Source organism: Arthrobacter sp. 10N44_2, from assembly GCF_056394385.1.
The window spans coordinates 33848-59941 of record NZ_JBFTHT010000012.1 but is presented as its reverse complement, the minus strand read 5'-3'; the positions used below and the strand labels follow the sequence as shown (position 1 = coordinate 59941).

Genomic DNA, 26094 nt, shown 5'->3' with positions numbered 1-26094 from the left:
CAAAACGATGACCAGCACAGTTGAAACTGTCCCTGCCGGCACTGCGGTGCGGCTCCACGATCCCTCTGTCCGCGGTTTCGCCTCGGACAACTATTCCGGCGTGCACCCGGAAGTTCTTGCGGCCCTGGCCGCCGCCAACGAAGGCCACCAGGTCTCCTACGGCGAGGACGATTACACCGCGCGCCTGCAGCAGCTGATGGAAGAGCACTTCGGCGAAGGCATCGAGTGCTTCCCGGTGTTCAACGGCACCGGAGCCAACGTCCTGTCCCTGCAGTCGCTGCTCCCGCGCTGGGGTGCGGTCATTTGCGCTTCCACCGCCCACATCAACATGGACGAAAACGGTGCACCGGAGCGGATCGGCGGCATCAAGCTGCTGCAGGTCCCCACCACCGACGGCAAGCTCACCCCCGCACTGATCGACCAGGAAGCCTGGGGCTGGGGCGATGAGCACCGCGCCCAGCCGCTGGCCGTGTCCATCACCCAGACCACCGAGCTCGGTACCTGCTACACCCCGGACGAGGTCCGGGCCATCGCTGAGCATGTCCACGCAAAGGGCATGAAGCTGCACATGGACGGTGCCCGGCTGGCCAACGCCGCCGCCCACCTGGGGGTCCCGCTGCGGGCCTTTACCCGTGACGCCGGCGTGGACATCCTCTCCTTCGGCGGCACGAAGAACGGCCTGCTGTTCGGCGAGGTTGTGGTCGCCCTGAACCCGGAGGCCGCACACGGCCTGGTCTACCTGCGCAAGATGAACATGCAGCTGGCCTCCAAGATGCGGTTTATGTCCGCCCAGTTCATTGCCCTCCTCGAGGGTGAGCTGTGGCTGCGCTCGGCCTCGCACGCCAATGCCATGGCCGCCCGGCTGCGCGCCGGCGTCGAGGCGATCCCCGGCGTCGAACTGACCCAGAAGACCGAGTCCAACGGCGTCTTCGCCGTCCTGCCTGCCGGTGTCGCGGACCGGCTGCGCAAGTCCTTCCGCTTCTACGACTGGAACGAGGCGGCCCGCGAGGTCCGCTGGATGTGCTCCTTCGACACCACCGAGGATGACGTTGATTCCTTCATTGCGGCCATCAAGCGCGAGCTCGCCGCTGCCTGAGCCGTGCACCGCTTCCCCTGCCCGGCGGCGAGCCTGCCGGGCAGGGCTCCGGCCGTTGCATAACCTTCCAAGGTGAGCTCCCTCGATCAGGTTCCGGCAGATTTCCTCTTCGCCCTGGGGACCCTTCGGCAGGCACGGTGCCGCAGCGAGCTGCACCTGGACGAAATTCCGGCCCCGTCCCGGCTGGCACCGTTCGCGGTGGCCCTGGGCGCGGAAGTGATCGGCCCGGGCGACTCCCCCGCCGGCGGACCGGTCCACGGCCCGGCCGCCGCGGCGCTGGCACGGGCGTCCGGCAGCGACGACGTCGAGCTGGCCACTGGCCGCTTCATTCTGCTCCACGATCCCGACGGCTCTGCCGTATGGGACGGGGAATTCCGGATCGTCACCTACATCCGCGCCCAGCTGGAACCCGAGATGGGCAACGACGAACTCCTGGGGTCCGTGGCGTGGACCTGGCTGGTAGAAGCGCTGGAAAACCATCAGGCCCCGTACCGCTCCGCCGGCGGCACCGCCACCCGGGTGCTCTCGGAGAGCTTTGGAACGTTGTCGGACCGGCCGAATTCAATCGACATTGAGCTCCGGGCCTCCTGGACCCCGGCCACCCCGGACATCACCTCGCACCTGGAGGCGTGGTCGGACATGGTGTGCACCTTCGCCGGACTGCCGCCCCTGCCCGAGGGCGTCACGGCCCTTCCCCGCCGCCCCCGCGGACACGCATGAGGCCCCTGTTCGGCCGCGGTCACGGCCCTATACGCCATGTTGTCGGTAAACTGTAGAGACCATGACCCCTCAGAATCCGGAAATCAGCACGGCCGGCGCCAGTCGCACCACGGCCGAGGCTGCTGACACCACAGCCCACATCACCGTGGAAGGCTTCGACAGCCTGGTCCCTGAAGTGATCGACCTCGACATTCCCCGCGACGGCGTGCCGCTGGTCATTGAAACCCAGTCCGGACTCGAACGCTGCGCCGCGGCCCTCGCCGCCGGCCACGGCCCTGCGGGCGTGGACGCGGAGCGCGCCTCGGGGTTCCGCTACGGCCAGCGCGCCTTCCTGGTCCAGATCCGGCGCGAAGGCTCCGGAACCTGGCTGATCGATCCCGAACCTTTCGGGGACCTCAGCATCATCAATGACGCTTTGCGTGGCGTCGAATGGATCCTGCACGCCGCCAGCCAGGACCTGCCCTGCCTGTCCGAACTCGGCATGTGGCCGGACAAACTCTTCGACACCGAGCTCGCCGCCCGCCTGGCCGGGCTGCCCCGGGTGGGCCTCGCCGCCGTGATCGAACAGCTCCTGGGCTTCGGCCTGGCGAAGGAACACTCCGCCGCCGACTGGTCCACCCGCCCCCTGCCGGAACCGTGGCTGCGCTACGCCGCGCTCGACGTCGAAGTCCTGACCGAGCTGCGCGAGGAACTGATCGAGCTGCTCGTGGCGGACGAAAAGCTGGAATACGCCGAGCAGGAATTCGCCGCCATCCTCGAAGCCGGACAGGCCCCCCCACGCGTTGATCCGTGGCGCAAGACGTCCGGGCTGCACCAGATCCGGGACCGCCGCCAACTGGCCGCAGTCCGGGAGCTGTGGCTGGAACGCGATTCCCTGGCCCAGAAACGTGACGTCGCCCCCGGCCGGCTGATCCCCGACTCCGCGCTCGTCGCCGCGGCCAAGGCGATGCCCTCCACGGTCCCCCAGCTCCTGGGCACCAAGGGCTTCCACGGCCGCGCCGCACAGCGGGAAGCCCCCCGCTGGCTGCGCTGCATCGGCGTGGCCCGGGCCCTGGAGGACCTGCCGCCGCTGCACCTGCCCACCAACGCTCCCCCGCCCCCGCGCGTCTGGGCGGACCGGGACCCGGAGGCGGCCGCCAGGCTCGCCACCGCCCGTCCAAAACTCCAGGCCAGGGCCGAGGAACTGAACCTGCCGGTGGAGAACCTGCTGACCCCGGACTATCTTCGGCGGGTCGCCTGGCGTCCACCGGCAGAATGCAGCGAGGAAGGCGTGGCCGAGGAACTGGCGAACCTCGGGGCGCGCCAGTGGCAGATCGAAATCACGGCTCCGCTCATTGCCGAGGCCTTCCTGCACCCCGAGCCGCTGCCCGCAAAGGAACCCAAGGCCGCCGCGGAGGCGCCGTCGGGTTCCACGGTCTAGCGGCTCCTTCCGGGGCCGCTCATCTCCTCCTTGCCAGCTATGTTACTGGCGAGTAACATAATGCATGATGTCGCTCGGAACCCTCCTGCCTGTGGCAACCCCTGCCACAGGCACGGTTCCGGCACCATGTCTCAATGAGGAGTACGCCGTGAGCCAAGCCCGCACCAGCGGAAAACCCAGCAGCGCAAACCCGAGCAGCGGAAGAAACAGGACCGTGCGCGACGTCGTCTTTGTCGACGGCGTCCGCACCCCGTTCGGCCGCGCCGGCGACAAGGGCATCTACGCGGGCACCCGCGCCGACGACCTCGTGGTCAAGTGCATCCGCGAACTGATGCGCCGCAACCCTTCGCTTCCGGCGGACCGGGTCGACGAGGTCGCGATCGCCGCCACCACCCAGACGGGCGACCAGGGTCTGACCATCGGCCGCACCGCCGCCCTGCTGGCCGGACTCCCCCGCACCGTGCCCGGCTTCGCGATCGACCGCATGTGCGCCGGCGCCATGACCGCCGTCACCACGACGGCGAGCGGCATCGGCTTCGGCGCGTACGACGTCGTGATCGCCGGCGGCGTGGAACACATGGGCAACCACCCGATGGGCGCCGGCGCCGACCCCAACCCGCGCTTCATGTCCGAACGGATCGTGGACCCGGCCGCGCTGAACATGGGCAACACGGCCGAGAACCTGCACGACCGTTTCCCGGCCATCACCAAGGACCGCACCGACGCCTACGCCGTCGCCTCGCAGGACAAGCTCGCCGCAGCCTACGCCAACGGCCAGATCCAGCCCGACCTCGTACCCGTCGCCACGATGAAGCCGGGCCAGGGCTGGACCGTCAACACCGTGGACGAACCCCCGCGCCCCGGGACCTCGCTCGGGGACCTGTCCACGCTTAGGACGCCGTTCCGCGCCCACGGCCGGGTCACGGCGGGCAACGCCGCGGGCCTGAACGACGGCGCCACCGCAGCCCTGCTGGCCTCCGCCGATGCCGCCGAGGAACTCGGGCTGCCGGTCAGGATGCGCCTGGTGAGCTATGCCTTCGCCGGCGTCGAACCCGAGGTCATGGGCATCGGCCCGGTCCCGGCCACCGAGAAGGCACTCAAGAACGCCGGACTCGGCATCGGGGACATCGGGCTCTTCGAAATCAATGAGGCCTTCGCCGTCCAGGTCCTGAGCTTCCTGGACCATTTCGGGATCGCCGACGACGACCCCCGCGTCAACCGCTATGGCGGCGCGATCGCCGTCGGGCACCCGCTGGCGTCCTCGGGGGTCAGGCTGATGAACCAGCTGGCCCGGCAGTTCGAGGAGGACCCCTCGGTCCGCTTTGGCATGACCACGATGTGCATCGGCCTGGGCATGGGCGCCACCGTAATCTGGGAGAACCCGCATCACGCGGATTACGGCACCGAAACACACAGCACTGAAACACACGGCACCGCAGCACAGCACGCAGAGACCACGACCACCGAGACTGGAGCCACAGCATGAGCGCCGCTGACTTCCGCAAGCTTGCAGACCTCTTCCCGCACGAGACGGTCACCCACTCCTACGTCCAGGACATCGAACTGCCGCCCGTCGACGGTGGGGAGACGACTGACGGCAAAAGCCCCGGCATCTTCGCGCTGGTCACCCTCGACAACGGCCTGGACCACTCCAAGCCCACCACCCTCGGACCCAACACCCTGATCGAACTCGGCACGGTCCTGGAAGGACTGAAGGAACGCGCCGCCCGGGGCGAGATTGCCGGCGTCGGCGTCACCGGCAAGCCGTACTTCCTCGTGGCCGGCGCCGACCTCTCCACGGTCAAGTCCGTCAGCGGACGCGAACAGGGCCTGTGGATGGCCCAGCTCGGCCACGACGTCTACGCCACCCTCGCGAACCTCGGCGTGCCGAGCTTCGCATTCATCAACGGACTGGCCCTGGGCGGCGGCCTGGAGATCGCGCTGCAGTCCACCTACCGCACGGTCTCTACCGGCGCCGGCGCTCTGGCCCTTCCCGAGGCGTTCATCGGACTCATCCCTGGCTGGGGCGGGGTCCACATCCTGCCGCGGCTGATCGGGCCGGAGAACGCCCTCAAGGTCATGATCGAAAACCCGCTGAGCAACAACCGCACGCTCACCGGGCCGCAGGCCTACCAGCTGGGCATGGCGGACGCGATGTTCGAGCCGGCCGACTTCGTGGAACAGTCCCTGGCGTGGGCCGCGAAAGTCATTGCCGGTGCCGTGGCGCCGGAGCGGGCGAACGCCGTGGACCCGTCCGCTCCGGAGGTCGCCGCCCGCTGGGCGGCCGCCGTCGCCAAGGGCCGCGCCTTCGTGGAGGCCAAGACCTCCAACGCTTCCCCGGCGCCCGCCAAGGTCCTGGACGTCATGGAGGCCAACCGCACCCTGACCCAGGCGCAGTCCGCTGAGCTCGAATGCGAGACGCTCGCCGACCTCATGCAGACCGACGAGTTCCGCTCCACGGTGTACGCCTTCCTGGACCTCGTGCAGCGCCGCTCCAAGCGTCCAGCCGGCGCCCCGGACCGCAAGCTTGCGCGCCCGGTGACGAAGATCGGCGTCGTCGGTGCCGGCCTGATGGCCAGCCAGCTCGCCCTGCTCTTCGCCCGCCAGCTCAAAGTGCCCGTGGTCCTCACGGACATCGACCAGGCCCGCGTGGACAAGGGCGTGGGTTACGTCCACGCCGAGGTGGAGAAGCTGCTGGCGAAGGGCCGGATCAGCCCCGACGCCGCCAACCGCACCCGCGCGCTCGTCACGGGATCAGTTTCGAAGGAGGCCTTCGCCGACGCCGACTTCGTCATTGAGGCCGTCTTCGAGGAACTCAACGTCAAGAAGCAGGTCTTCAAGGAAGTCGAGGCGATCGTCTCGGAAGAGTGCATCCTCGCGACCAACACGTCCTCGCTGTCCGTCACCGCGATGGCGGAGGACCTTGAGCACCCCGAGCGCCTGGTCGGCTTCCACTTCTTCAATCCGGTGGCCGTGATGCCGCTGCTGGAGATCGTGCGGGCACCGAAGACCGACGACGCCGTGCTGGCCACCGCGTTCGAGCTCGCCAAGGGGCTCAAGAAGTCGGCGGTGCTGGTCCGGGATGCCGCCGCGTTTGTGGTCAACCGCGTCCTGCTGCGCCTCATGGGTGAAGTCACCGCGGCCTTCGACGAGGGCACCCCCGCCGACGTGGCCGATAACGCGCTGCGGCCGATGGGCCTGCCCATGACGCCCTTTGTGCTCGGCGCCATGGTGGGCCTGCCCGTGGCGCAGCATGTCCAGGAATCGCTGCACACGGCGTTCGGGGACCGCTTCAGGGTCTCGGCGAACCTGCAGGTGCTGATCGACAACGGTGTGACGTCCATTTGGGCCGTGCAGAACGGCACACCGGTGCCGGGCCCGGACGGCAAGCCGTTCATACCGGCCGAAACCCTGGCGCTGATGTCCTTTGGCAGCACCCCGTCCACCGGCGAGGAGGTGCTGCGCCGGACGCAGGACGCCCTGGCGGAGGAAATCGGGCTGATGCTCGAGGAAGGCGTTGTGGCCGGTCCCGAGGACATTGACCTCTGCATGATCCTCGGCGCGGGCTGGCCGATGTTCCTGGGCGGGATCACCCCGTATCTGGACCGGGTGGGCGCCTCGGAACGGGTCAACGGCAAGAAGTTCCTGGCCCCGGGCGTGGCGTCAGAGCCGGCCTAAAGCCAGGCTTCACCGCTCGCTTTTGTTGGCGCCGCCGCCCGGACTTTGGTCCGGGCGGCGGCGCTGCTTTCGGGAGAGTGGCCGGGCATCCCGGCGGCGCCATGACGTGGGCAGCCTCGATGTCTGCGGTGTTGAGATGAAAGGCTGGAACGCGAAAGACCGCGTCCGCGGAATAGATCCTGCTGTCCAGGACCAGGCCCGCGGAAACTCCAAGCAATATACATTGCGCGTCATGCATTGCGCGTTGGATTCGGTGCCTACCCCGCGGCCCCAGTCAGATTTCCCGCAGGCTCCCGCCGCTGAGTTCCAGGACGCGGTGCGCGTTCCTCCGTGCGTAGTCCAGGTCGTGGGTGACCATGACGACGGCGGCGCCCCGCGCGGCGGCGCGGTCGACGGCGCCCTGCAGCGCCTCTAGGCCGTGCCGGTCCAGCCCGACGGTCGGTTCGTCCAGGGCCACCACCGCCGGTTCGCGGGCCAGGACCGTGGCCAGGGCGAGCAGCCGCTGCCGGGAGGCGGACAGCTCGGCCGGGTGTGCCTCCTCGGTACCGGACAGGCCCACCGCGGCCAGCGCGGCCCGGGCCTTGCCCTCGGCGCCGGCCTTTCCGGACAGTTGCCGGAGTCCGAACGCGGCTTCCCGCAGGACGGTGCGTTCGAAAAGCTGGTCCCGGGGGTGCTGGAACAACAGGCCCACGGAGGCCGCGACCTTTCCCACCGGCTCGCCGGCAATGCTGCGCCCGCAGACCAGCACGTCCCCGGCCGAGGGCCGGAGCAGTCCATTGAAGTGGCGCAGCAGTGTCGACTTGCCGGCGCCGTTGAGCCCGGTCACGGCGATGATCTCGCCCGGGCGCACGGCGAAATCCACGTCCCGGAGGACCCGGTCCTGCGCGCCGGTGCCGTGCCGACGCGGGTCCCGAGCGTAGCCGAACCCAACCCCGCGCAGTTCCAGCGATGCCGGGCCGGGACCGGGCGCCGCGGCAGGCACCGGCCCGGGATGGCGGGCGCCGGCGGCGACGCCGGACCCACTGGCCCCCAGGACGCCGGACCCAATACCGCTCGGCCCAATGCCGCCGGGCCCGCCTACGCCAATCACTCCGGCGCGCTCCAGTTCGGCCGAGCCCGCCAGCTGCGCCGGCGTCCCGGCAGCGGTGACCGTCCCGGCAGCGGTGACCCTCCTGCCGTCGGGCCCGGTCTGAGCGTCAAGAATCGTCCAGTGCGTGGCTTCCCCGGCGAGCCCGTCGGCTGCCTGGCTCAGGAGGACGACGCCGGTCCCGGCGCCGCAGAGGCTGCGGACCAGGGCCTCGACTTGCGCGGCTCCGGCCGCGTCCAGCGATGCCAGCGGCTCGTCCAGGATGAGCACGTCCGGTTCCGTGATGACGGCGCAGCCCACGGCGAGCCGGCGCAGCTCCCCGCCGGAGAGCGTGGCCGGGTCCCGGTCCAGCAGGTGAGAGAGTCCGGTGCGGGCGGCGGTGCGCTCCACCGCGCGGAGCATGTCCTCCCGGGCCGTCGCGCGGTTTTCCAGGCCGAAGGCCAGCTCCTCCGCGACCGTGGCGCGCACCGAGGAGAGCATCGCCGCGGCGTCCTGCGGAACGAAGGCCACGCGGCGCGACCACTCGGCGGGGTTGATCCGGGGGTCCTCGGGCACGCCGCGGAATTCCAGCACCGTGCCGCCAAGCTCCAGGCTGCCGCGGAATTGTCCGGCGTGACCGGCCCGGAGCCAGCCGGCCAACAGTTTGCCCAGCGTGGATTTTCCGCTCCCGGACCCGCCCAGGACGGCGGTCAGGGAACCCGACGTGACCGAGAGTGCGGCATCCCTCAGCACCGGGGTGTCATCGCCGTGGAACGTGAACGCCTCGATCCGGATCTGAAGCGCCGTGCGGGTGGTGGCCGTCATGACACCGCCCCGGCAGGCCAGGAGGCCACAATCCGCCCGGCGACGGCGGCCGCCGCGAATACCAGTGCGGCTGCCCGGCATAGCCGCTGGGCGGGCGGGTCGGCGACTTCGCGGTAGCTGGTCCGGGGCCCCGGGCTGCCGAAGCCGCGGGCGTCGAGCGCCTGGGCGCGGCTTCCGGCGTCGTCAATCAGGGCCAGGACCAGCGGCACCATCTGCAGACGGAGGGTGCCGAGGCGGGACAGCAGGCCGCGTCCGACCACCATCCCGCGGGTTTCCTGGGCCTGCCGGATCCGGTCCAGGCGGCCCGCGACGGCGGGCAGGAGGGTGAGCGTGGAAGCCAGGACGAAGCCGAACTGCGGTGGGATCCTGCGCCCGGCGAGGGCGGAGACGAGGTCGGGGACGCTCACGGTGAAGGAAAAGAGCAGGAATACCAGCACGCAGGCCGTGGTCCGGGTTCCCAGCTCCAGCGCGAAGCCCAGACCCTCGGCCGTGACCCTCGCCGGACCCCACTGGGCCAGCACGGTCTGGCCCTCAGGGAAGAAGAGGCCGTGCAGCACCAGCAGGGACAGGCACAGAGGCGTCAGGATCACGGCTCCTGCGGTCAGGACGCGCCCCGCAATGCCATGGCGGGCGGCAAGGATCACCGCGGCGAGGGCCACGGCGACAGACAGCGGCCAATAGGCGGCCGCCGTCGTGACGACGGCGGCGCATACGGCGAGGGTCAGCGCGGTGAAGGGGTGCAGTCGCGGTGTCATGGTCGCTGTGTCAGTGTCTCAGGGTCAGTGTCGCTGTGGCAGTGTCGCAGGGTCGGGGTGTCCCAGCCGCAGCGGGGCTCAGGCGTCCGGCGCTGCCGGGGCCTTGCCGGCGAGTACCCGGTAGCGCCGCACGAAGGGGAACTGGAAGGTGGCGCGGCGGGGCAGCGCGTAGGCGAGCAGCGCCGCGATGGTGAAAACGATCGCCTTGTCCATGGGGTCGGAAATCAGTGCCTGCTTGGTGATGGCGGCGAGGAGGGTGTCCCCCATGGCGCGGAAGGCGCTGACGATCGCCCCGGTACCCAGCCCTGACGTGCCGCCAAAGACGAACGCGGCGATCGGGGCGGAGACGACGCCGGCCAGGATGCCGGTGACGAAGCCGGCGACGGGGGCGAGGTAGAAGCGGCGGAACAGCCCGCCGCGCGCGGCCATGCCGGCGAGGAATCCGATCAGGGCGGCACCGGCGGCGAACGGCAGAACGGTGGGGTTGAAGAAGGACCAGACGATGCTGCTCAGCGCGCCCGTGGCGGCACCCGCTGCGGGTCCGGCGAGGACGGCGATCAGGACGGTGCCGATCGCGTCAATGTAGAACGGCAGGCCCGTGCTGCCCATCAGCTGTCCGAGGACCACGTTCAGGACCAGCGCCACCGGGATGAGGACCACGGTGGAGGTGGGCAGCGCCGGCAGGACGGCCACAATCAGCAGCACAGCGCCGAGCAGGAAGCCGCCGAGGGCAACGAGGGCCGAGAAGCTGGCCGGGCCGTTGGCAATGTCAGCGGGCTGGGTCAGCACCAGGAAGATGTAGGTGGCGGCGATCGCGGCGGCGCCGGCGATTTCGAGCAGGCGGCGCCTGCGGCCGGCCGCCTGTCCAGGGGCAATGATGGTGAGGGCTGGCTGTGACATGAGGGGTGTTCCTTTGGCTGGGTACAACAAGTTCCGCCTCATGTCACCTCGGCGCAGCTACCATCCTAGCGAGCGGCGACCATTCTAGCGATCTGCAGACCCGTCCGGGCACTCCCCGCATTGGCCCAGCCGTACTGTCCGGTTTCAGGCCACCGGCGCCCGGGGGCCCACCGCGCGCGCAAGGGCGCCGATCGAGGAAATCAGTTCGTCGAAGCACTGCCCGGGGTTGTTGTCAGAGACGATCCTGACGTTCGGCGCCAACCCCCACAGCCCGCGGAAATCGGCCACCGTGGTGCCGATCAGCAGGGGCGAATCCGTTTCGACGTCGACCGTGGCCAGCCGGGTGGCGAACGGTGTGCGCCCCGCTGCAGCGCAGGCCGCGAAGGCGTCGTGCACGTGCGCCACATAGCCTTGGTCATAGAGGCGGTGAAATTCCATGTAGAAGCGCAGGGCGTCGGACAGGCAAGCGACGAGGGGGTTCCCGGACTGGCTCCGCTGGCCTTCGGACTGCTCCGGGAGGACGAGTTCGGGCTCCGGTGCACCGGCGGCCTCGCCAAGTCGGCGCAGGTGCTCCGGGTGCATCTCGATCCGCTCGGTCATTTCCAGGGCACACAAGATCGGCAGTTTGTCCTCGGGCAGGCCCCGGTAGGCGGCAAACACCTCCTTGGCGGCATGCGGATCCACCGAGGTGTTCCATTCGGCCGTAGGGGTGGTGTTGCCCTGGTAGTAGAAGCTGCCGCCCATGATCACAAGTCCCTTGAGCAGCCGGGGAAGTTCCGGTTCCCGGCGCAGGGCCAGGGCGAAGTTGGTCAGCGGTCCGGTGATCAGGCCGGTGAGCTCCCCCGGGTGCGCCCGCACCTCCTCGACCCAGACGTCGACGGCGTGCCGCGCCGAGATCTGCTGGCGCGGCGGCGGCAGCTCGGCATAGCCGATGCCCTGCGGCCCGTGGGTCTCCTCGGTGGTGACCAGCGGGATCTCCAGCGGGACCTCGGCGCCGATGGCCACCTCGATGCCCTCGCGGCCGCAGAGCTCCAGCAGGGCCAAGTTGTTCAGCGCCACCTGACGGGCCCCGACGTTCCCGGCGGTGCACGTGATCGCCTGGACGTGGACCTCGGGCCGGGACAGCAGGTAGACCAGGGCCAGGGCGTCGTCGATCCCAGTGTCGACGTCCATCAGGATCGAATGCGTCACGGCAGGTACCGCCGCCCGGGCGCTTGCAGCACTGTTCAGACCAGCACTGTTCAGACCAGCACTGTTCATACGATCAGTGTTCAGACCTGGACCGTTCAGAACTGGACCGTTCAGAACAGCGCCACCTTGGGCGTGCGCGGGAAGAGGTCGTCCAGCTCGGCGAGGTCGGCCTGGCTGGGTTTCCAGGCCACGGCGGCGGCGTTCTGGCGCACCTGCTCCGGCGTGGTGGCGCCGGCGATGACGCTGCTGACGGACGGCTGGGCGGCCAGCCAGGAGAAGGCCACCTGGACTTCGTTGAGCCCGCGGTCGGCGGCGAACTTGCCGAAGGCACCCAGCTGTTCCCAGTCGGCGTCGTGGACCAGGTTGGTGCGGGTGTGGCTGAGCCGGCTTCCCTCGGGGGCCCGGCCGGCGGAGTATTTGCCGGTCAGCAGGCCGTTGGCGAGCGGGAAGTACGGCAGGACGCCCAGGCCGTAGGCCTCGGCCGCCGGGGTCACCTCGAGTTCGGCGCGCCGGTCCAGCAGATTGTAGTGGTTCTGGCTGGAGATGAAGCGGGCTCCCCCGCGGGCGCGTGCCACGTACTCAGCCTCGGCGATCTGCCAGCCGGCCCGGTTGGAGTGGCCGATGTAGCGGACCTTGCCGCTGGTGACGAGGTCATCGAGGGCCGAGAGCGTCTCGTCGATGGGCGTGAGCGGGTCCGGGGTGTGGAACTGGTAGAGGTCGATCCAGTCCGTGCCGAGCCGGCGCAGCGAGGCCTCCGCCGCCTTGATGATGTAGCGGCGGGATCCGCGCGCACCAAAGTCCTCGCCGTTGGCGCCGCGCATGTCCATGCCGAACTTCGTGCCGATGACCGCATCGTCGCGGCGGGAACCGAGGGCCTTGCCGAGCATTGACTCGCTGAGGCCGGGCTCGCGGCCGTAGGCGTCCGCGACGTCAAAGAAGGTGATCCCGGCGTCGAGCGCCGCATGCACGACGGCGTCGGTGCCTTCCTGCGATTCGGTCACGGTCCCGGACCGGCCCAGGTTGTTGCAGCCAAGTCCCACGACAGAGACGGACAGTCCGGAATTTCCAACGCGGCGGTATTCAGTCATGGTTTTAGCCTATATCGCCCCGGCGGGTGCCCCGGCCAGGCCGCCGCGGGCGGCGGAGAAGCGGGACCCCGCTACCCTGCCGGCAGCTTCAGCCCGTGCTCGTCCATGGCGTCCTGGAGCTGCGCGAGGGTGCGAGGGCAGACGCCCGGCATCCCGGCAAGCCGGCGCCGGCCAAGCTGCACGAGGTGTTCGAGGGTCTCGACCCCCGCGTGCGCGAGCGACTTTCGCGCCGGCGCCGCGAGTCCCGCGGGCAGCGGGGTGCAGCCTGGTTTCGAGGGTTTGCGCGTCATTGCGTTGCCTTTCAGTCCGTGCCCCCAAACTGGTGTGAGCCGTGCCCGGCTCCTTGCCCGTGCTGCCTACAGCGTGAAGCCGTTTGCCGGCTTCGGCGAGTGCTTGAGCTTGAAAGTATCCTCGCCAAACGGCGCGGCGCCAATGCTCAGTTTGGTGAAGTCGAGGTCTTCGCCGCGGACGCAGACCTTGATGGCGTTGACCGTCTTATTCACGTCCGGGGTGAGGCAGAAGATGTTGAGCCGGGCGTCGGAAAATTCGCTGCGGTCCACGATCCCCAGGCCCCGCCAGGCCAGATGGCTGATCAGGGCGTCTTTGGCTTTTTCCTCGAGGTACCGGTCGCGGCTGGTCCCCTCTTTGGTCTTCAGCGCGTACTGGGCCACAACCCAGGACTGTTCCTCCGCCGGAATTTCGGCGTAGCCGTCCTCGGCGCACTGCGCCGCGAAGGCGTCCATGAGGCGCTCCGCGGCCTCCGCGTCCGCGACGTCCGTCTCGTCCGTCTTGCTCTGGTGTCCGACGACGCCGTGGTTCATCACGAACTGCCTGTAGTCCTCATCAAACCAGGCCTCCCTGAAGTGCAGGGTGCCCTCTTCGTCGCGCTTGTAAACTCTGATAATTCCACTCATATGCCAGTTCCTTCCTGGGCCGTCCGGCGCCGGATTCAGTGGCGCCCACGGGTAGTGCTCAACGGATGTGCTGGCTACAGCTGCGGGATGCTGCCGGTGCTGGGGTGTTCCTGGCCGGGCAAGGGGCGCGCAAACGGCACCTTGGTGCCCAGGACCTGGGCGACGACGTCGTGCGTGATCTGCTGGGCGGTCAAGCCCACGCGTTCGAGCACCTGGCTGCGCGTGCCGTGATCGAGGAACTCGACCGGCAGGCCGACCTCGTTGAGGGCAGTGTCCACGCCCGCGGTACGCATCTCCTGGCGGATCCGGGAGCCGACGCCGCCGGCCCGCACACCGTCCTCAATGCAAATGACCAGGCGGTGGCGCGCGGCGAGATCGATGATGGACTGCCGGACCGGGAGGACCCAGCGGGGATCCACCACCGTGGAGCTGATGCCCTGGGCACCGAGCCGGCCGGAGACGTCCAGCGCGAGTTCTGACATGGCGCCCACGCTGACGATCAGGACGTCGTTCTCGCTCGAGCCCGCGGGCCGGCGGGCCAGCACGTCCACGCCGTCCTCCAGGCGTTCGACCGCATCGACTTCGGGGCCGACGTTGCCCTTGGAGTAGCGGAGCACGCTCGGGGCGTCTTCAATGGCCACAGCCTCGCGCAGTTCCTCCCGCAGCCGGGTGGCGTCGCGCGGCGCCGCGAGGTGCAGCCCGGGGACGATCTGGACCATGGCCATGTCCCACATGCCGTGATGGCTTGCGCCGTCGGGTCCGGTGACGCCGGCCCGGTCCAGCACGATCGTGACGCCGGCTTTGTGCAGGGCGACATCCATCAGCAGCTGGTCGAAGGCGCGGTTCAGGAACGTCGCGTAGACCGCGACCACCGGGTGCAGTCCCCCGAACGCCATGCCGGCAGCCGAGGTGAGGGCGTGCTGCTCGGCGATGCCGACGTCGAACACGCGCTCCGGGTGCCGGGCGGCGAACTTGTGCAGCCCGACCGGAATCAGCATGGCACCAGTAATCCCGACGATGTCCTGGCGCTCGTCGGCGATGTCGGCGATCTCGTCGGCGAACACCGCGGTCCAGGACTTCGCGCCACCGGCTTCGGTGGGTGCGCCGGTCTCCGGATCGATGATCCCCACGGCATGGAACTGGTCCGCTTCATGGGCGCGGGCCGGGGCGTATCCGTGGCCCTTTTCCGTCATGGCGTGCACGATCACGGGGCCGGCATAGTTCTTGGCGGTGGACAGGGCGTTTTCCAAGGCCTGGAGGTCGTGGCCGTCGACGGGACCGATGTACTTCATGCCGAGGTCCTCGAACATGCCCTGCGGGGCCCACCAGTCCTTGATGCCCTTCTTCATGGCATGCAGGCTCTTGTACGTGAACTGCCCCGCGGGGCCGCCCTTCTGCAGTTTGCGCTTCCACCACTCGAGCGTGCCTTCATAGGAGGGGGCGGCCCGGAGGGAATCGATGGTGGGGCGAAGGGACGCCAGGTAGTCGGCGAACCCGCCGACCGTCGGGGCGTACGAGCGGCCGTTGTCGTTGACCACAATCACGACACGGCGTTTCTTGTCCGCCGCGATGTTGTTGATCGCCTCCCAGGCCATGCCGCCGGTCAGGGCGCCGTCGCCCACCACCGCGACGACGAAGCGGTCGCCGTCGCCGGTCAGCTGCCGGGCGCGCGAGATACCGTCGGCCCAGGACAGCGAGGAGGACGCGTGCGAGCTTTCGACGATGTCGTGCTCGGATTCGCCACGGTCCGGGTAGCCGGACATGCCGCCCTGCTGGCGGAGCGTGCTGAAATCCTGCCGTCCGGTGAGGAGCTTGTGCACGTAGGACTGGTGCCCTGTGTCGAAGACAATGCTGTCGCGGGGGGAATCGAAGATCCGGTGCACCGCGATGGTGAGCTCGACGACGCCGAGGTTCGGGCCCAGGTGCCCTCCCGTCCGGGAGACGTTGCCGATCAGGAAATCCCTGACCTCGGCTGCCAGCTGATCCAGCTGCGCCCCGGACAACTTACTCAGGTCCTGCGGATTCCGGATGGTGTCCAAGATTCCCAACGGCCCCTCCTTCGGGTGGTAGACATGCCTTTTAACTCTAACGCCTCCGGGCGGGCCGCCGCGCCGGAGGCCAGCACCGGTGCCCTGCACGCTTCACGCTCTCCGCTCCCCCGCTCCAGATCCAGCACCCGCGGCCGAAACCGGGAACGCAAAGGCCCCGGCCGGTCAGTGACCGGCCGGGGCCTTTGCATGCGTTACCGGAGCGTGCCCGGCAGCTCCGCTAGTGCGCGGAGATCTGGCGCAGGACGTACTGCAGGATGCCGCCGTTGCGGTAGTAGTCCGCCTCGCCCGGGGTATCGATGCGCAGCACGGCGTCGAAGGACGTGACGGAACCGTCTTCAGCGGTGGCCGTGACCTTGAGGGTCTTCGGCGTGGTGCCGTCGTTCAGGGCGGTGACGCCCTCAACTGCGTAGGTTTCCGTACCGGTCAGGCCCAGGCTGGCGGCGTTCTGGCCGGCCGGGTACTGCAGCGGGAGGACACCCATGCCGATCAGGTTGGAGCGGTGGATGCGCTCGTAGCTCTCGGCAACGACAGCCTTGACGCCCAGGAGCGCGGTGCCCTTGGCGGCCCAGTCACGGGACGAACCCGAGCCGTACTCCTTGCCTGCCAGGACCACCAGCGCGGTGCCGGCAGCCTGGTAGTTCTGTGCGGCGTCGTAGACGTAGGCCTGCGGGCCGTCGGCCTGGGTGAAGTCGCGCGTGAAGCCGCCCTCCACGCCGTCCAGGAGCTGGTTCTTGATGCGGATGTTCGCGAACGTGCCGCGGATCATGACCTCGTGGTTGCCACGGCGTGAGCCGTAGGAGTTGAAGTCCTTGCGCTCCACACCGTTGGCCAGCAGGTACTGGCCGGCCGGGGTGTCCGACTTGAAGGAACCGGCCGGGGAGATGTGGTCCGTGGTGACGGAGTCGCCGAGCTTGAGCAGCACGCGCGCACCGGTGATGTCCTGGACCGGCTCCGGCTGGGCCTTCATGCCCTCGAAGTACGGGGGCTTACGGACGTACGTGGACTTCTCGTCCCAGGCGAAGGTGTCGCCGGCGGGGGTGTCGAGCGCCTTCCAGCGATCGTCACCCTCAAAGACGCCTTCGTAGCCGCGGGCAAACATTTCCTTGTCGATCGAGGAATCGATGACCTGCTGGACCTCGACCGGGTTCGGCCAGATGTCCTTCAGGAAGACGTCGTTGCCGGCCTCGTCCTGGCCCAGGGCGTCGTTGTCGAAGTCGAAGTCCATGGTGCCGGCAAGGGCGTAGGCGATGACCAGCGGCGGGGAGGCCAGGTAGTTCATCTTTACGTCCGGGTTGATCCGGCCTTCGAAGTTGCGGTTGCCGGACAGCACGGCGGTGACGGAGAGATCGTTGGCCTGGATGGCCTCGGAGATCTCGGCGTCGAGCGGACCGGAGTTGCCGATGCAGGTGGCGCAGCCGTAGCCCACGATGTAGAAGCCGAGCTTCTCCAGGTAAGGGGTCAGGCCCGACTTGTTGTAGTAGTCGGTGACTACCTTGGAGCCGGGAGCCACGGAGGTCTTGACCCACGGCTTGGACGTCAGGCCCTTGTCGACGGCGTTGCGGGCCAGCAGTGCGGCGGCCAGCATCACGGACGGGTTGGACGTGTTGGTGCAGGAGGTGATCGAGGCGATCGACACTGCGCCGTGGTCCAGCTCGAACTCGCGTCCGTCCGCGGTCTTGACGCTGACCGTGTTGGACGGGCGGCCGTTGGACTTCGGGCCATGCGCGTGCGGGGCCACGTCACTCAGGTGCGACGCTGAGGCGGTGAACGAGGGCGAGTCCGAAGCCGGGAAGCTTTCGTCGATCGCTTCGTCCAGGCTTCCGCCGGCCAGGTCTTCCTTCACGTAGTTGCGCAGGTCCTCGCGGAACTGGGCCTTGGACTCGGTGAGGATGATGCGGTCCTGCGGGCGCTTCGGGCCGGAGATCGACGGAACAACCGTCGACAGGTCCAGCTCGAGGTACTCGGAGAACTTGATCTCGCGGGAGGGATCGTGCCAGAGGCCCTGTTCCTTCGCGTAGGACTCCACGAGGGCGACGTTCTCGTCGGACCGGCCGGTGAGGCGCAGGTAGTCGAGGGTGACGTCGTCGATCGGGAACATCGCGGCGGTGGAGCCGAACTCCGGGCTCATGTTGCCGATCGTTGCACGGTTGGCCAGCGGCACAGCCGCGACGCCTTCACCGTAGAACTCGACGAACTTGCCGACCACACCGTGCTTGCGCAGCTGCTCGGTGATGGTCAGGACGACGTCGGTGGCGGTGGCGCCGGCCGGGATGGAGCCGGTGAGCTTGAAGCCCACGACGCGCGGGATGAGCATGGACACGGGCTGGCCGAGCATGGCAGCCTCGGCCTCGATGCCGCCAACGCCCCAGCCCAGCACGCCCAGGCCGTTGACCATGGTGGTGTGCGAGTCAGTGCCGACGCAGGTGTCCGGGTAAGCGCGGACAACGCCGTCGACTTCACGGGTCATAACGGTGCGGGCCAGGTACTCGATGTTGACCTGGTGCACAATGCCGGTGCCCGGCGGGACGACCTTGAAGTCATCGAATGCAGTCTGGCCCCAGCGCAGGAACTGGTAACGCTCACCGTTGCGCTGGTATTCGATCTCCATGTTGCGCTCCAGTGCGCCGGAGTTGCCGAAGGCGTCAATCTGGACCGAGTGGTCAATGACCATTTCGGCCGGCGCCAAGGGGTTGACCCGCTTCGGGTCGCCGCCGAGCTCCTTGACGGCCTCACGCATGGTGGCGAGGTCAACGACGCAGGGCACGCCGGTGAAGTCCTGCATGATCACACGCGCCGGCGTGAACTGGATCTCGGTGTCGGGCTCGGCGCTGGGATCCCAGCCTGCCAGCGCACGGACGTGGTCGGCCGTGATGTTGGCACCGTCCTCGGTCCTCAACAGGTTTTCAAGCAATACCTTGAGGCTGAACGGAAGGTTCTCTGCACCTTCGACGGAGTTCAACCGGAAAATTTCATATTCGGTTCCGGCTACATTAAGTTTGCCTTTTGAACCGAAACTGTCCACAATGCTCATTCGCAGGACTCCTCTCGCAACAGTTTCATCTTTGTCGCGCCGCAGGACCCTTGCTAGTTAGGGCGGCCTAACTAATACAGGCATCAGTACAACGTGGTACGCAATGCAGGTAAGAAACGCAGGGAACGGCCGTTACATCAACACCAGTCAAATTAAAAGCAGCGGTGATGGAGCGCGACGACGGACTACTACGCCCATCCTAGTGGCATCACGGTTGAGGAGTCAGCAACGCCACAGTCTCCATGTGGTGGGTGTGCGGGTACAGGTCGAAGGCACGCAGCCCGGCCAGGCCCCAGCCGCCCTGCCGGAAATAGCCCAGGTCGCGGGCGAACGAGGCCGGATCGCAGGAGACGTAGGCGACGGCCCGGGGACCGGCGTCGATCAGCTGTTTGACTACCGCCTTACCGGCACCTGCGCGTGGCGGGTCCAGGATCAGGGCGTCGAAGTTGCGCGGTTTCTGCCGCAGCACGCGCTCCACACGGCCCTGGACGATCTCGACCTGGGCGGCGTCGTGCAGGTTCTTGCGTGCATCGCGGCTGGTTCCGGGTGCTCCCTCGACCGAGAGCACGGATCCGGTCACGCCCACGGCATCAGCCAGCGGTGCCGTGAACAGCCCGGCCCCGGCGTACAGGTCCGCCACCACCGAGCCCGGCGCGAGGTAGCCGCCGTCGTGCAGGAAGCCGGTGACGGCGCCGACGAGTGTCTCCGGGGCATCCCGGTGGATCTGCCAGAAGCCGTCGCCGGTAACCCGGTACTCGTGGCCCGCGGCCGACTCCTGGACGTAGGTGCGGCCGCGCAACTGCAGCACCTCGCCGGTGGCCGGGTCCAGGCTGGCGACCGAGACGTCGTCGGGCAGCTGGGCCAGGATGCCGCTGAGCCGCTTGGACCGGGTTCCCGGGGCTGGCACCAGCAGCACCAGCGGCCGGGAGCCGTTCGCCGGGGCGGCAACCTCGATCCGGTCGATGCCCTGCAGGTCGATGTCCCAGAGCCGGAGCGCGTTGATTCCGTCCACGGCCAGCGGCATCTCGCGCACGGGCAGGATGGCATCGGAGCGGTGGGCGTGCATGCCGAGCTTGCCGGCCTGTGTCACGGCGAAGCCGGCGCGCGTGCGCCAGCCCAGGCCGGACGCGGCGGACTCCCCCGCACTGCCGGCATCCTCCGGCGCGCCTGCGCCGGCGCCTGCCGCCTCGCCGACGGCCTCGCCGACGGCCTCGACTGTGATCTGCTCCGCCGGCGCAAGTTCGACGCCGGCCAGCCGCTTGAGTTGTTCGGCCAGGACCTCGGCCTTGAGGCTGCGCTGGCGCGCCAGGGAGATGTGGCCGAGTTCGGCGCCGCCGACGGGCGGGTGCCGGTGCGACCAGGAGCGCGCGGAATCGGCGAGATCCCAGAAGTGCGGCACCCGGTCCGGGGAGGCCTCCAGGACCTCCACCACATCGGCGCGCCAGAATTTCGCGGCCGGGCCGTCGTCGGTGAGCCGGACGCGGACCTTTTCGCCGGGAATCCCGTGCCGGACGAAGATGACGCGCCCCTCGTGCCGGGCCACACAGTGGCCGCCGTGGGCGACGGGTCCGACGTCGAGCGTCAGCTCGGTGCGGGTCTCGGTGTGGGTGTGCGTCCGGGTGTCGGGGGTCATTGGATATCCTGCAGTTTCTTGGCTTCTTCGGACGATTTCAGCTGCCACGGCACACTGCACACCATGACCCCGGGCTCGAAGTGCAGCCGGGTTTTGATGCGCAGCGCGGTCTGGTTGTGGACCAGTTGCTCCCACCATTTGCCCACGACGTACTCCGGGATGTAGACCACGATCAGGTCGCGCGGCGAATCCCGGCGCATGCTCTTGATGTAGTCCATGATCGGAGTCACCGTTTCGCGGAACGGGCTGGCAAGGACGGTCAGCGGCACAGGGATTTCGAGCTTCTCCCAGTCCGCAACAGTCGCCTCGGTCTCCTCGGAGCTGATGTCCACGGTAATGGCGTCCAGCCGCGACGGGCGGGAGGCCCGGGCGTAGGCGAGGGCGCGCAACACCGGCTTGCGCACGTGCGAGACGAGCAGCACGGCGTGCACCCGGGTGGGCAGCGCGCGCGGCGAGGAGTCCTCGTCCACGGCGAGTTCCTTGGCCACGTTGTCATAATGCGCCCGGATGCTCCACATGATCAGGAACAGCACGAACATGGCCAGCAGCGCGATCCAGGCGCCCTGCGAGAACTTGGTGATCAGGACGATCACCAAGACCAGGGCGGTCATGCAAAAGCCCACCGTGTTGATGGTCCGGGACTTGATGATGCGCAACCGCACGGCAGGTTCCTTGGAAAGCTTCAGCTCCCGTCCCCAGTGCCGGATCATGCCCAGCTGGCTCATCGTGAAGGAGATGAAGACGCCCACGATGTAGAGCTGGATGAGCTTGGTGACGTCGGCGTTGAAGGCGATGATCAGCACCAGGGCGCCGGCCGCCAGGGCCAGGACACCGTTGCTGAAGGCCAGCCGGTCGCCACGGGTCCGCAGCTGGCGCGGCAGGTAGCCGTCCTGTGCCAGGATCGAGCCGAGCACCGGAAAACCATTGAACGCCGTGTTGGAGGCGAACACGAGGATGACGCCGGTGGCGGCCACCACGATGTAGAACGGGATGGACCCCTCGCCGAAAACTGTCTGCGCGATCTGGCTGATGGCCGGGTTCTGGATGTACCCCTCTTCCAGCGGTTTGCCGTTCAGGAGGAATTCCGTCGCCGGATCCAGCACGATGTGCACCTTGGTGGCGTTGGCCAGGTAGATGATGCCCGCCAGCATGGCGGAGGCAATCACGCCAAGCAGGAGCAGTGTGGTGGCCGCGTTCTTGCTCTTGGGCTTCTGGAAGTTGGGCACACCATTGCTGATGGCCTCGACGCCGGTCAGCGCCGCCGCGCCGGAGGAGAAGGCACGCAGCAGCAGGAACGCGCCGGCCAGGCCGACAAGTCCTTCGTCGAAGCCCGGCTCCGGCACAATCTCGAACGCCGCCGACGGTGCCTGCCCCAGCTGGCCTGTCACGGCCTGGAAGATCCCGACGGCGGTCATGCCCAGGATGGAGGCCATGAAGATGTAGGTCGGGACGGCGAAGACACTGCCCGCCTCTTTGATGCCGCGCAGGTTCACCAGGGCCAGGATGATGACGCCGATCGTGGCAATCGCCGCCTGCTGTCCGTGCAGCGAGGGCACGGCGGTGGTCAGGTACGTCGCGGCCGAGGACATGGACACGGCCACGGTCAGCACATAGTCGACCAGCAGCGCCGAGGCCACGGTGAGGCCGGCAAATTTGCCGAGGTTGACGTTGGCGATCTCGTAGTCGCCGCCGCCGGAGGGGTAGGCGTGGACGTTCTGGCGGTAGGAGGCCACCACGGTCAGGAGCACCACCATGACGGCGAGGCCCACCCACGGGGCGACGGCGACCGCGCTCACGCCGGCGATGGCCAGGGTCAGGAGGATTTCGTCAGGGGCATAGGCCACGGAGGACAATGCATCCGAGGCGAAAATGGGCAGCGCGATCCGCTTCGGCAAGAGCGTGTGGGCCAGACGGTCGTTCCGGAAGGGCTTGCCTACCAGCACCCGCTTCACGGCATTGAAAATTGTCAGCACCACACAAAGCTAGTCTGATTCGGACGCGATGTCATGACGGCGAAGTCGGCGTGCGCAAGGGCGCCGGCCGGCGCCCCGTGCCCGTGGCCTTCCGGGACCGCGTGGCCGGTAGAGTTTTACGCAGTATCAGACGCAGAACCAAGAGGAGGCCCATGTGGCGCACTTCGTGATCATGGGTTGTGGCCGTGTCGGGGCAACCCTGGCACACACGCTCGAGGACGCCGGGCATTCGGTGGCCATCATCGACCAGGACGACCGCGCCTTCCGGCGGCTCCGCACAGGATTTTCCGGACGGAAGGTCACGGGGGTCGGGTTTGACCGCGAGACGATGAAGCGCGCCGGCGTCGAGGAAGCCTATGCCTTCGCGGCGGTTTCCAGCGGCGACAACTCCAACATCCTCGCCACCCGGGTGGCGCGGGAGACCTTCCACGTGCCCCATGTGGTGGCCAGGATCTATGACCCGGGCCGCGCCGAAATCTACCAGCGCCTCGGCATTCCCACGGTCGCCGCGGTCCGCTGGAGCGCCGACCAGGTACTGCGACGCATCCTGCCCGAACAGCACATCGCCGGTGACTTCCGGGAGCCCTCGGGCCGGCTGGTGCTCGCGGAGGTTGACCTCAACCCCGACTGGATCGGGCACCCGATCTCCTCGATCGAGAAGGCGGCCGGCATCCGGATCGCGTATCTGACCCGGTTCGGTGAGGGCATGCTGCCCGCTGCCGCCACGTCTTATCAGGACGGCGACACTGTCCACGCCATGCTGAACGTGGACCGGAGCTCCGAGATCGGCCACATTCTCGCCAAATCCCCCGCCAAGGAGTCCTGAGTGAAAGTCGTCATCGTCGGTGCCGGAAGCGTCGGGTCCTCGATCGCCCGCGAGTTGTTGGCCCATAAGCACGAAATCCTGCTGATCGACGAGAAGCCGGAGGTCATCGGCCGGAGCGGGCTGCGCGGAGCCCACTGGCTGGTCGGTGATGCCTGCGAGCTGAGCACGCTGCAGGACGCCAAACTCGAGGACGCCGACGTCGTGGTTTCCGCCACCGGTGACGACAAGGTCAACCTGGTGGTCTCGCTGCTGGCCAAGACGGAATTCGGTGTCGGGCGTACCGTCGGCCGGGTCAACAACCCCAAGAACGACTGGATGTTCGACGACTCCTGGGGCGTCGACGTCGCGGTCAACACCCCGCAGCTGATGACCGCCCTGGTGGAGGAGGCGGTGGAGATCGGCGACCTGGTGCGGCTGCTGACACTGCAGACCGGGGTGTCCTCACTGGTGGAGTTCACGGTCCCGCACGACTCGCATGTGATCGGGCTGACCGTGGGCGATGTCCAGTGGCCCGAGGACGCCACCCTCGTCGCGATCCTGCGGGACCAGGCGCCCATCACGCCGAGCCGCGACGACGTGATCGACGGCGGCGACGAACTGTTCTTTGTCACCACGATCGCCGCCGAGGACGACCTCCGCGCCCTGCTGGCGCCCGAATCACCGCTGGAGGACCAGCACCCGGTGACCTCGGACCAGCACGGCCACGGCACCCAGCCGGCCGGGGACGACGGCTTCGACGGCTAGAGCAGTTCCGCTCCCAATAGTTGCGCTATCAGATATGGCCGTTCCCGAAGTCTGGGAACGGCCATATCTGATAGCGCAACGGGTCAATTCGCTTCTGGGGCTGCGGCGGGCACCGGGGCCGGCCGGGTGATCAGCCAGGCAACCCAGATGCCGAGGATGTACAGCGGGGCGCCCATGATGAGCCTGGTGGTGGCGAGGGCGGCGAGGCCCTGCTCGCCCATGAAGTAGAGCGGAACCTGCACCACGAGCCGCAGGACCAGCACGGCAACGATCACCCATGTGCCGATGCTGTACGCCCTGATCCTTTTCGGGTCCTTGCGCCATTCCACGCCCTCGTTGCGGATGAAGCCGAAGAGCAGGCCGGCGATCGGCCAGCGCACGGCCACGGAGATCGACATGGCCAGGATGTAGCCGACGTTCGTGAAGAACCCCAGGACGTAAAAATTCTCTGCTTTGCCGGTCGAGGTGGCCAGCCAGGCGGAGAGGCCGACGCCAATGAAGCCGGCCAGAGCCTGCGTCAGCGGTTTGCGCTGAACCAGCCGGGCCACGGTGAAGACGGCGGCCACCGCCAGGGAGGCCGTGACGGCCATGGCCAGGTTTTCCCGGTCGATGGTGAAGGCAATCAGGAAGACCAGGCCCGGGAGGATGCTCTCGGCGATGCCCTGGATGCCGCCGGCGCTTTTCAGCACGTCGATGTTGCCGTTGCTCGACCGGTGCAGGCCGGCCTTGGCCGCGTAGTCCCCGGCAAGCTGGGCGACGGTGGGCGCGGCGGTTGTGGGCTGGGCGGTTGTGGGCTGGGCCGTTGTGGGCTCGGAGGTCACGGGGGCGGAAATGTCCCGGCCGCCGTCCGCGGATTCCGCCGGCTCGTGCCGGTCGGTGTCTTGTTGAGGCCGCTCCGGGCGGTCCCGCTCGGGGTGTTCGGGCAAGGTCATTGCTCCTCCTGGCGGGAGAGTATTTCGTAGCGTGGGTTGAAGATCGTGGGCAGCCCGTCGCGGATGGTGACCATGCCCTCGAGCCGGAGCTCAGTTCCGGCGTCGACGCCAGGGATCCGGCGCCGGCCCAGCCATACAACGCGCAGCCGCTCCTTGGGGCCGGCCGGCCGCTGGCGCTGAGCGCCGGGGCGCACCCGGTGGGTGGACACGCCGCTGGCCGGCAGGGTGCTGGCCGGCAGGCTGCTGGCCGTCCCGGCACCGGAGCCGGCTTTGACACCAAATCCCGGGAAACGGCTGACGGGCGCAGGCACGTCGTGATCGATCAGGATCGCAATGAAGGAAGCCACCTGGTTGGCGGGCACGTACGTGACGGACTCGATGAAGCCGTGGCACAGCACCCGCCCGCGGTCCGGCAAGTCCCGGACGGACATGGCGGCGGTGGATTTTTTGCCGGCGGCATCAGCCAATCTGGGTTATCTCCGGTCCGCGTTCGGGCTGTTCGAATTCGGGGGCCGCCTGCGGCGACGGTGCAGTGGCGGTGTCCTTTGGCAGGCGCAGCTGCAGCAGGTCACGCGGCGGCATGGGGTTCTCGCCGCGGACCACGACGATCTTCCGGAAGAGCCCCTCCAGTCCGGCCGCCGCGTCGCGGTCAAGGGCTGCCTCGCCGCCGAAGACTCCGCGGAGGAACCAGCGCGGGCCATCAACGCCGATGAAGCGGGCCACGCGGTAGCCCTGGCTGCCGTCCGCGCCGCCGGCGGGAAGCTTCGCCACGAGTTCGGTGCCGAAGCTGCCCTCGACCTCCTCGACCTGGCCGCCCTGGCTGCCGACCGACTGCCCGATCTGCTCACGGATTTCATCCCACAGGCCCTCGGAACGGGGGGCGGCGAAGGCCTGCAGCTGAAGGCTCGAGCCCTCCAGGTCCATAGTGACGGCGACGACGCGCTGGCTCGCCTCTTCAACCTCCAAGCGGAGCTGGAGTCCCTCGCGGGGCGCGATCAGCAGCGCACCGAGGTCCACGTACCCGTCCTGGTCTTCGATTTCCGCGACGTCGAAGGGGCCGGTCGCGGCCCGGCCGGCGGTTTCGGCAACGTTCCCGGCCGGTGTCGCGGCGGCGTCACCAGCAGCTTCCGTGGCCACAGCGTTCTGGTCCGTATCGGCCCCGGTCGGCTGCTCCTGTTTGGCTTTCCTGCCGCGCCCAAAAACCATGGGGTGTCTCCTTCAGTTGTGATCCTGTACCGCCGCCCGGCGCCG

21 protein-coding genes are annotated in these 26094 nt (G+C 68.4%); 7 read left to right on the top strand and 14 right to left on the bottom strand.

Going from position 1 to position 26094, the window contains the following annotated elements:
* Window positions 1-7: 7 nt before the first annotated feature.
* The 5 genes from AC1DBX_RS13690 (at window position 8) to AC1DBX_RS13670 (ending at window position 6914) form a co-directional block, all read left to right on the top strand.
* Window positions 8-1096, top strand: a complete 1089-nt coding sequence (locus tag AC1DBX_RS13690) for a threonine aldolase family protein (RefSeq protein ID WP_028277018.1) — start codon at window positions 8-10, stop codon at window positions 1094-1096.
* Window positions 1097-1168: 72 nt separating this feature from the next.
* Window positions 1169-1816: a DUF3000 domain-containing protein gene (locus AC1DBX_RS13685; protein ID WP_018772438.1), complete on the top strand. Its 648-nt coding sequence runs from the start codon at window positions 1169-1171 to the stop codon at window positions 1814-1816.
* A 61-nt stretch (window positions 1817-1877) separates the two neighbouring features.
* The gene (locus AC1DBX_RS13680) at window positions 1878-3236 is read left to right on the top strand and encodes an HRDC domain-containing protein (protein ID WP_243179289.1); all 1359 of its coding nucleotides are present in this window, start codon (window positions 1878-1880) and stop codon (window positions 3234-3236) included.
* 148 nt (window positions 3237-3384) lie between these two features.
* Window positions 3385-4722: a thiolase family protein gene (locus AC1DBX_RS13675; RefSeq protein ID WP_476931986.1), complete on the top strand. Its 1338-nt coding sequence runs from the start codon at window positions 3385-3387 to the stop codon at window positions 4720-4722.
* Complete coding sequence (locus AC1DBX_RS13670; protein WP_476851498.1) at window positions 4719-6914, top strand: 3-hydroxyacyl-CoA dehydrogenase NAD-binding domain-containing protein; 2196 nt, start codon at window positions 4719-4721, stop codon at window positions 6912-6914. Before AC1DBX_RS13675 ends, AC1DBX_RS13670 begins: the two co-directional genes overlap by 4 nt.
* Before the next feature lie 274 nt (window positions 6915-7188).
* On the opposite strand, the gene AC1DBX_RS13665 is transcribed toward AC1DBX_RS13670, so the two are convergent.
* From AC1DBX_RS13665 to AC1DBX_RS13615, 11 genes are all read right to left on the bottom strand, one after another.
* On the bottom strand, window positions 7189-8805 hold the full coding sequence (locus tag AC1DBX_RS13665; RefSeq protein WP_476851497.1) for an ABC transporter ATP-binding protein: 1617 nt from the start codon (window positions 8803-8805) through the stop codon (window positions 7189-7191).
* Complete coding sequence (locus AC1DBX_RS13660; RefSeq protein ID WP_476851496.1) at window positions 8802-9560, bottom strand: energy-coupling factor transporter transmembrane component T; 759 nt, start codon at window positions 9558-9560, stop codon at window positions 8802-8804. The genes AC1DBX_RS13665 and AC1DBX_RS13660 overlap by 4 nt, the downstream gene beginning before the upstream one ends.
* Before the next feature lie 78 nt (window positions 9561-9638).
* Complete coding sequence (locus tag AC1DBX_RS13655) at window positions 9639-10460, bottom strand: ECF transporter S component (RefSeq protein WP_476851495.1); 822 nt, start codon at window positions 10458-10460, stop codon at window positions 9639-9641.
* 144 nt (window positions 10461-10604) lie between these two features.
* On the bottom strand, window positions 10605-11633 hold the full coding sequence (locus AC1DBX_RS13650; RefSeq protein ID WP_230009738.1) for a nucleoside hydrolase: 1029 nt from the start codon (window positions 11631-11633) through the stop codon (window positions 10605-10607).
* A 128-nt stretch (window positions 11634-11761) separates the two neighbouring features.
* On the bottom strand, window positions 11762-12739 hold the full coding sequence (locus AC1DBX_RS13645) for an aldo/keto reductase (RefSeq protein ID WP_476851494.1): 978 nt from the start codon (window positions 12737-12739) through the stop codon (window positions 11762-11764).
* Between the two features lie 71 nt (window positions 12740-12810).
* Window positions 12811-13029 carry a helix-hairpin-helix domain-containing protein gene (locus tag AC1DBX_RS13640; protein ID WP_026537002.1) on the bottom strand — a complete coding sequence of 73 codons (219 nt, stop codon included), beginning with the start codon at window positions 13027-13029 and terminating at the stop codon, window positions 12811-12813.
* Window positions 13030-13095: 66 nt separating this feature from the next.
* Entirely contained in the window at window positions 13096-13653 is a 558-nt protein-coding gene (locus AC1DBX_RS13635) for a hypothetical protein (protein ID WP_476851493.1), read from the bottom strand.
* A 74-nt stretch (window positions 13654-13727) separates the two neighbouring features.
* Entirely contained in the window at window positions 13728-15701 is a 1974-nt protein-coding gene (dxs, locus tag AC1DBX_RS13630; RefSeq protein ID WP_476860243.1) for a 1-deoxy-D-xylulose-5-phosphate synthase, read from the bottom strand.
* A 220-nt stretch (window positions 15702-15921) separates the two neighbouring features.
* Window positions 15922-18735, bottom strand: a complete 2814-nt coding sequence (locus AC1DBX_RS13625) for an aconitate hydratase (RefSeq protein ID WP_476851491.1) — start codon at window positions 18733-18735, stop codon at window positions 15922-15924.
* Window positions 18736-18943: 208 nt separating this feature from the next.
* On the bottom strand, window positions 18944-20368 hold the full coding sequence (locus AC1DBX_RS13620) for a class I SAM-dependent RNA methyltransferase (protein ID WP_476931985.1): 1425 nt from the start codon (window positions 20366-20368) through the stop codon (window positions 18944-18946).
* A complete protein-coding gene (locus AC1DBX_RS13615) occupies window positions 20365-22341 on the bottom strand; it encodes an APC family permease (protein WP_476931984.1) in 1977 nt (658 codons plus the stop codon). Before AC1DBX_RS13615 ends, AC1DBX_RS13620 begins: the two co-directional genes overlap by 4 nt.
* Before the next feature lie 154 nt (window positions 22342-22495).
* Between AC1DBX_RS13615 and AC1DBX_RS13610 the strand changes: the two genes are divergently transcribed.
* On the top strand, window positions 22496-23167 hold the full coding sequence (locus AC1DBX_RS13610; protein WP_079553719.1) for a potassium channel family protein: 672 nt from the start codon (window positions 22496-22498) through the stop codon (window positions 23165-23167).
* Window positions 23168-23911 carry a potassium channel family protein gene (locus AC1DBX_RS13605; RefSeq protein WP_018772421.1) on the top strand — a complete coding sequence of 248 codons (744 nt, stop codon included), beginning with the start codon at window positions 23168-23170 and terminating at the stop codon, window positions 23909-23911.
* Window positions 23912-23994: 83 nt separating this feature from the next.
* Here the strand turns inward: AC1DBX_RS13605 and AC1DBX_RS13600 are convergent, their stop codons facing one another.
* Genes AC1DBX_RS13600 through AC1DBX_RS13590 form a run of 3 tightly spaced genes read right to left on the bottom strand, consistent with a single transcriptional unit; the run spans window position 23995 to window position 26049 of the window.
* On the bottom strand, window positions 23995-24843 hold the full coding sequence (locus AC1DBX_RS13600; protein WP_476931983.1) for a DUF3159 domain-containing protein: 849 nt from the start codon (window positions 24841-24843) through the stop codon (window positions 23995-23997).
* A complete protein-coding gene (locus tag AC1DBX_RS13595; RefSeq protein WP_476850470.1) occupies window positions 24840-25310 on the bottom strand; it encodes a hypothetical protein in 471 nt (156 codons plus the stop codon). The genes AC1DBX_RS13600 and AC1DBX_RS13595 overlap by 4 nt, the downstream gene beginning before the upstream one ends.
* Window positions 25303-26049 carry a DUF3710 domain-containing protein gene (locus AC1DBX_RS13590; protein WP_476931982.1) on the bottom strand — a complete coding sequence of 249 codons (747 nt, stop codon included), beginning with the start codon at window positions 26047-26049 and terminating at the stop codon, window positions 25303-25305. The genes AC1DBX_RS13595 and AC1DBX_RS13590 overlap by 8 nt, the downstream gene beginning before the upstream one ends.
* Between the last annotated feature and the right edge of the window lie 45 nt (window positions 26050-26094).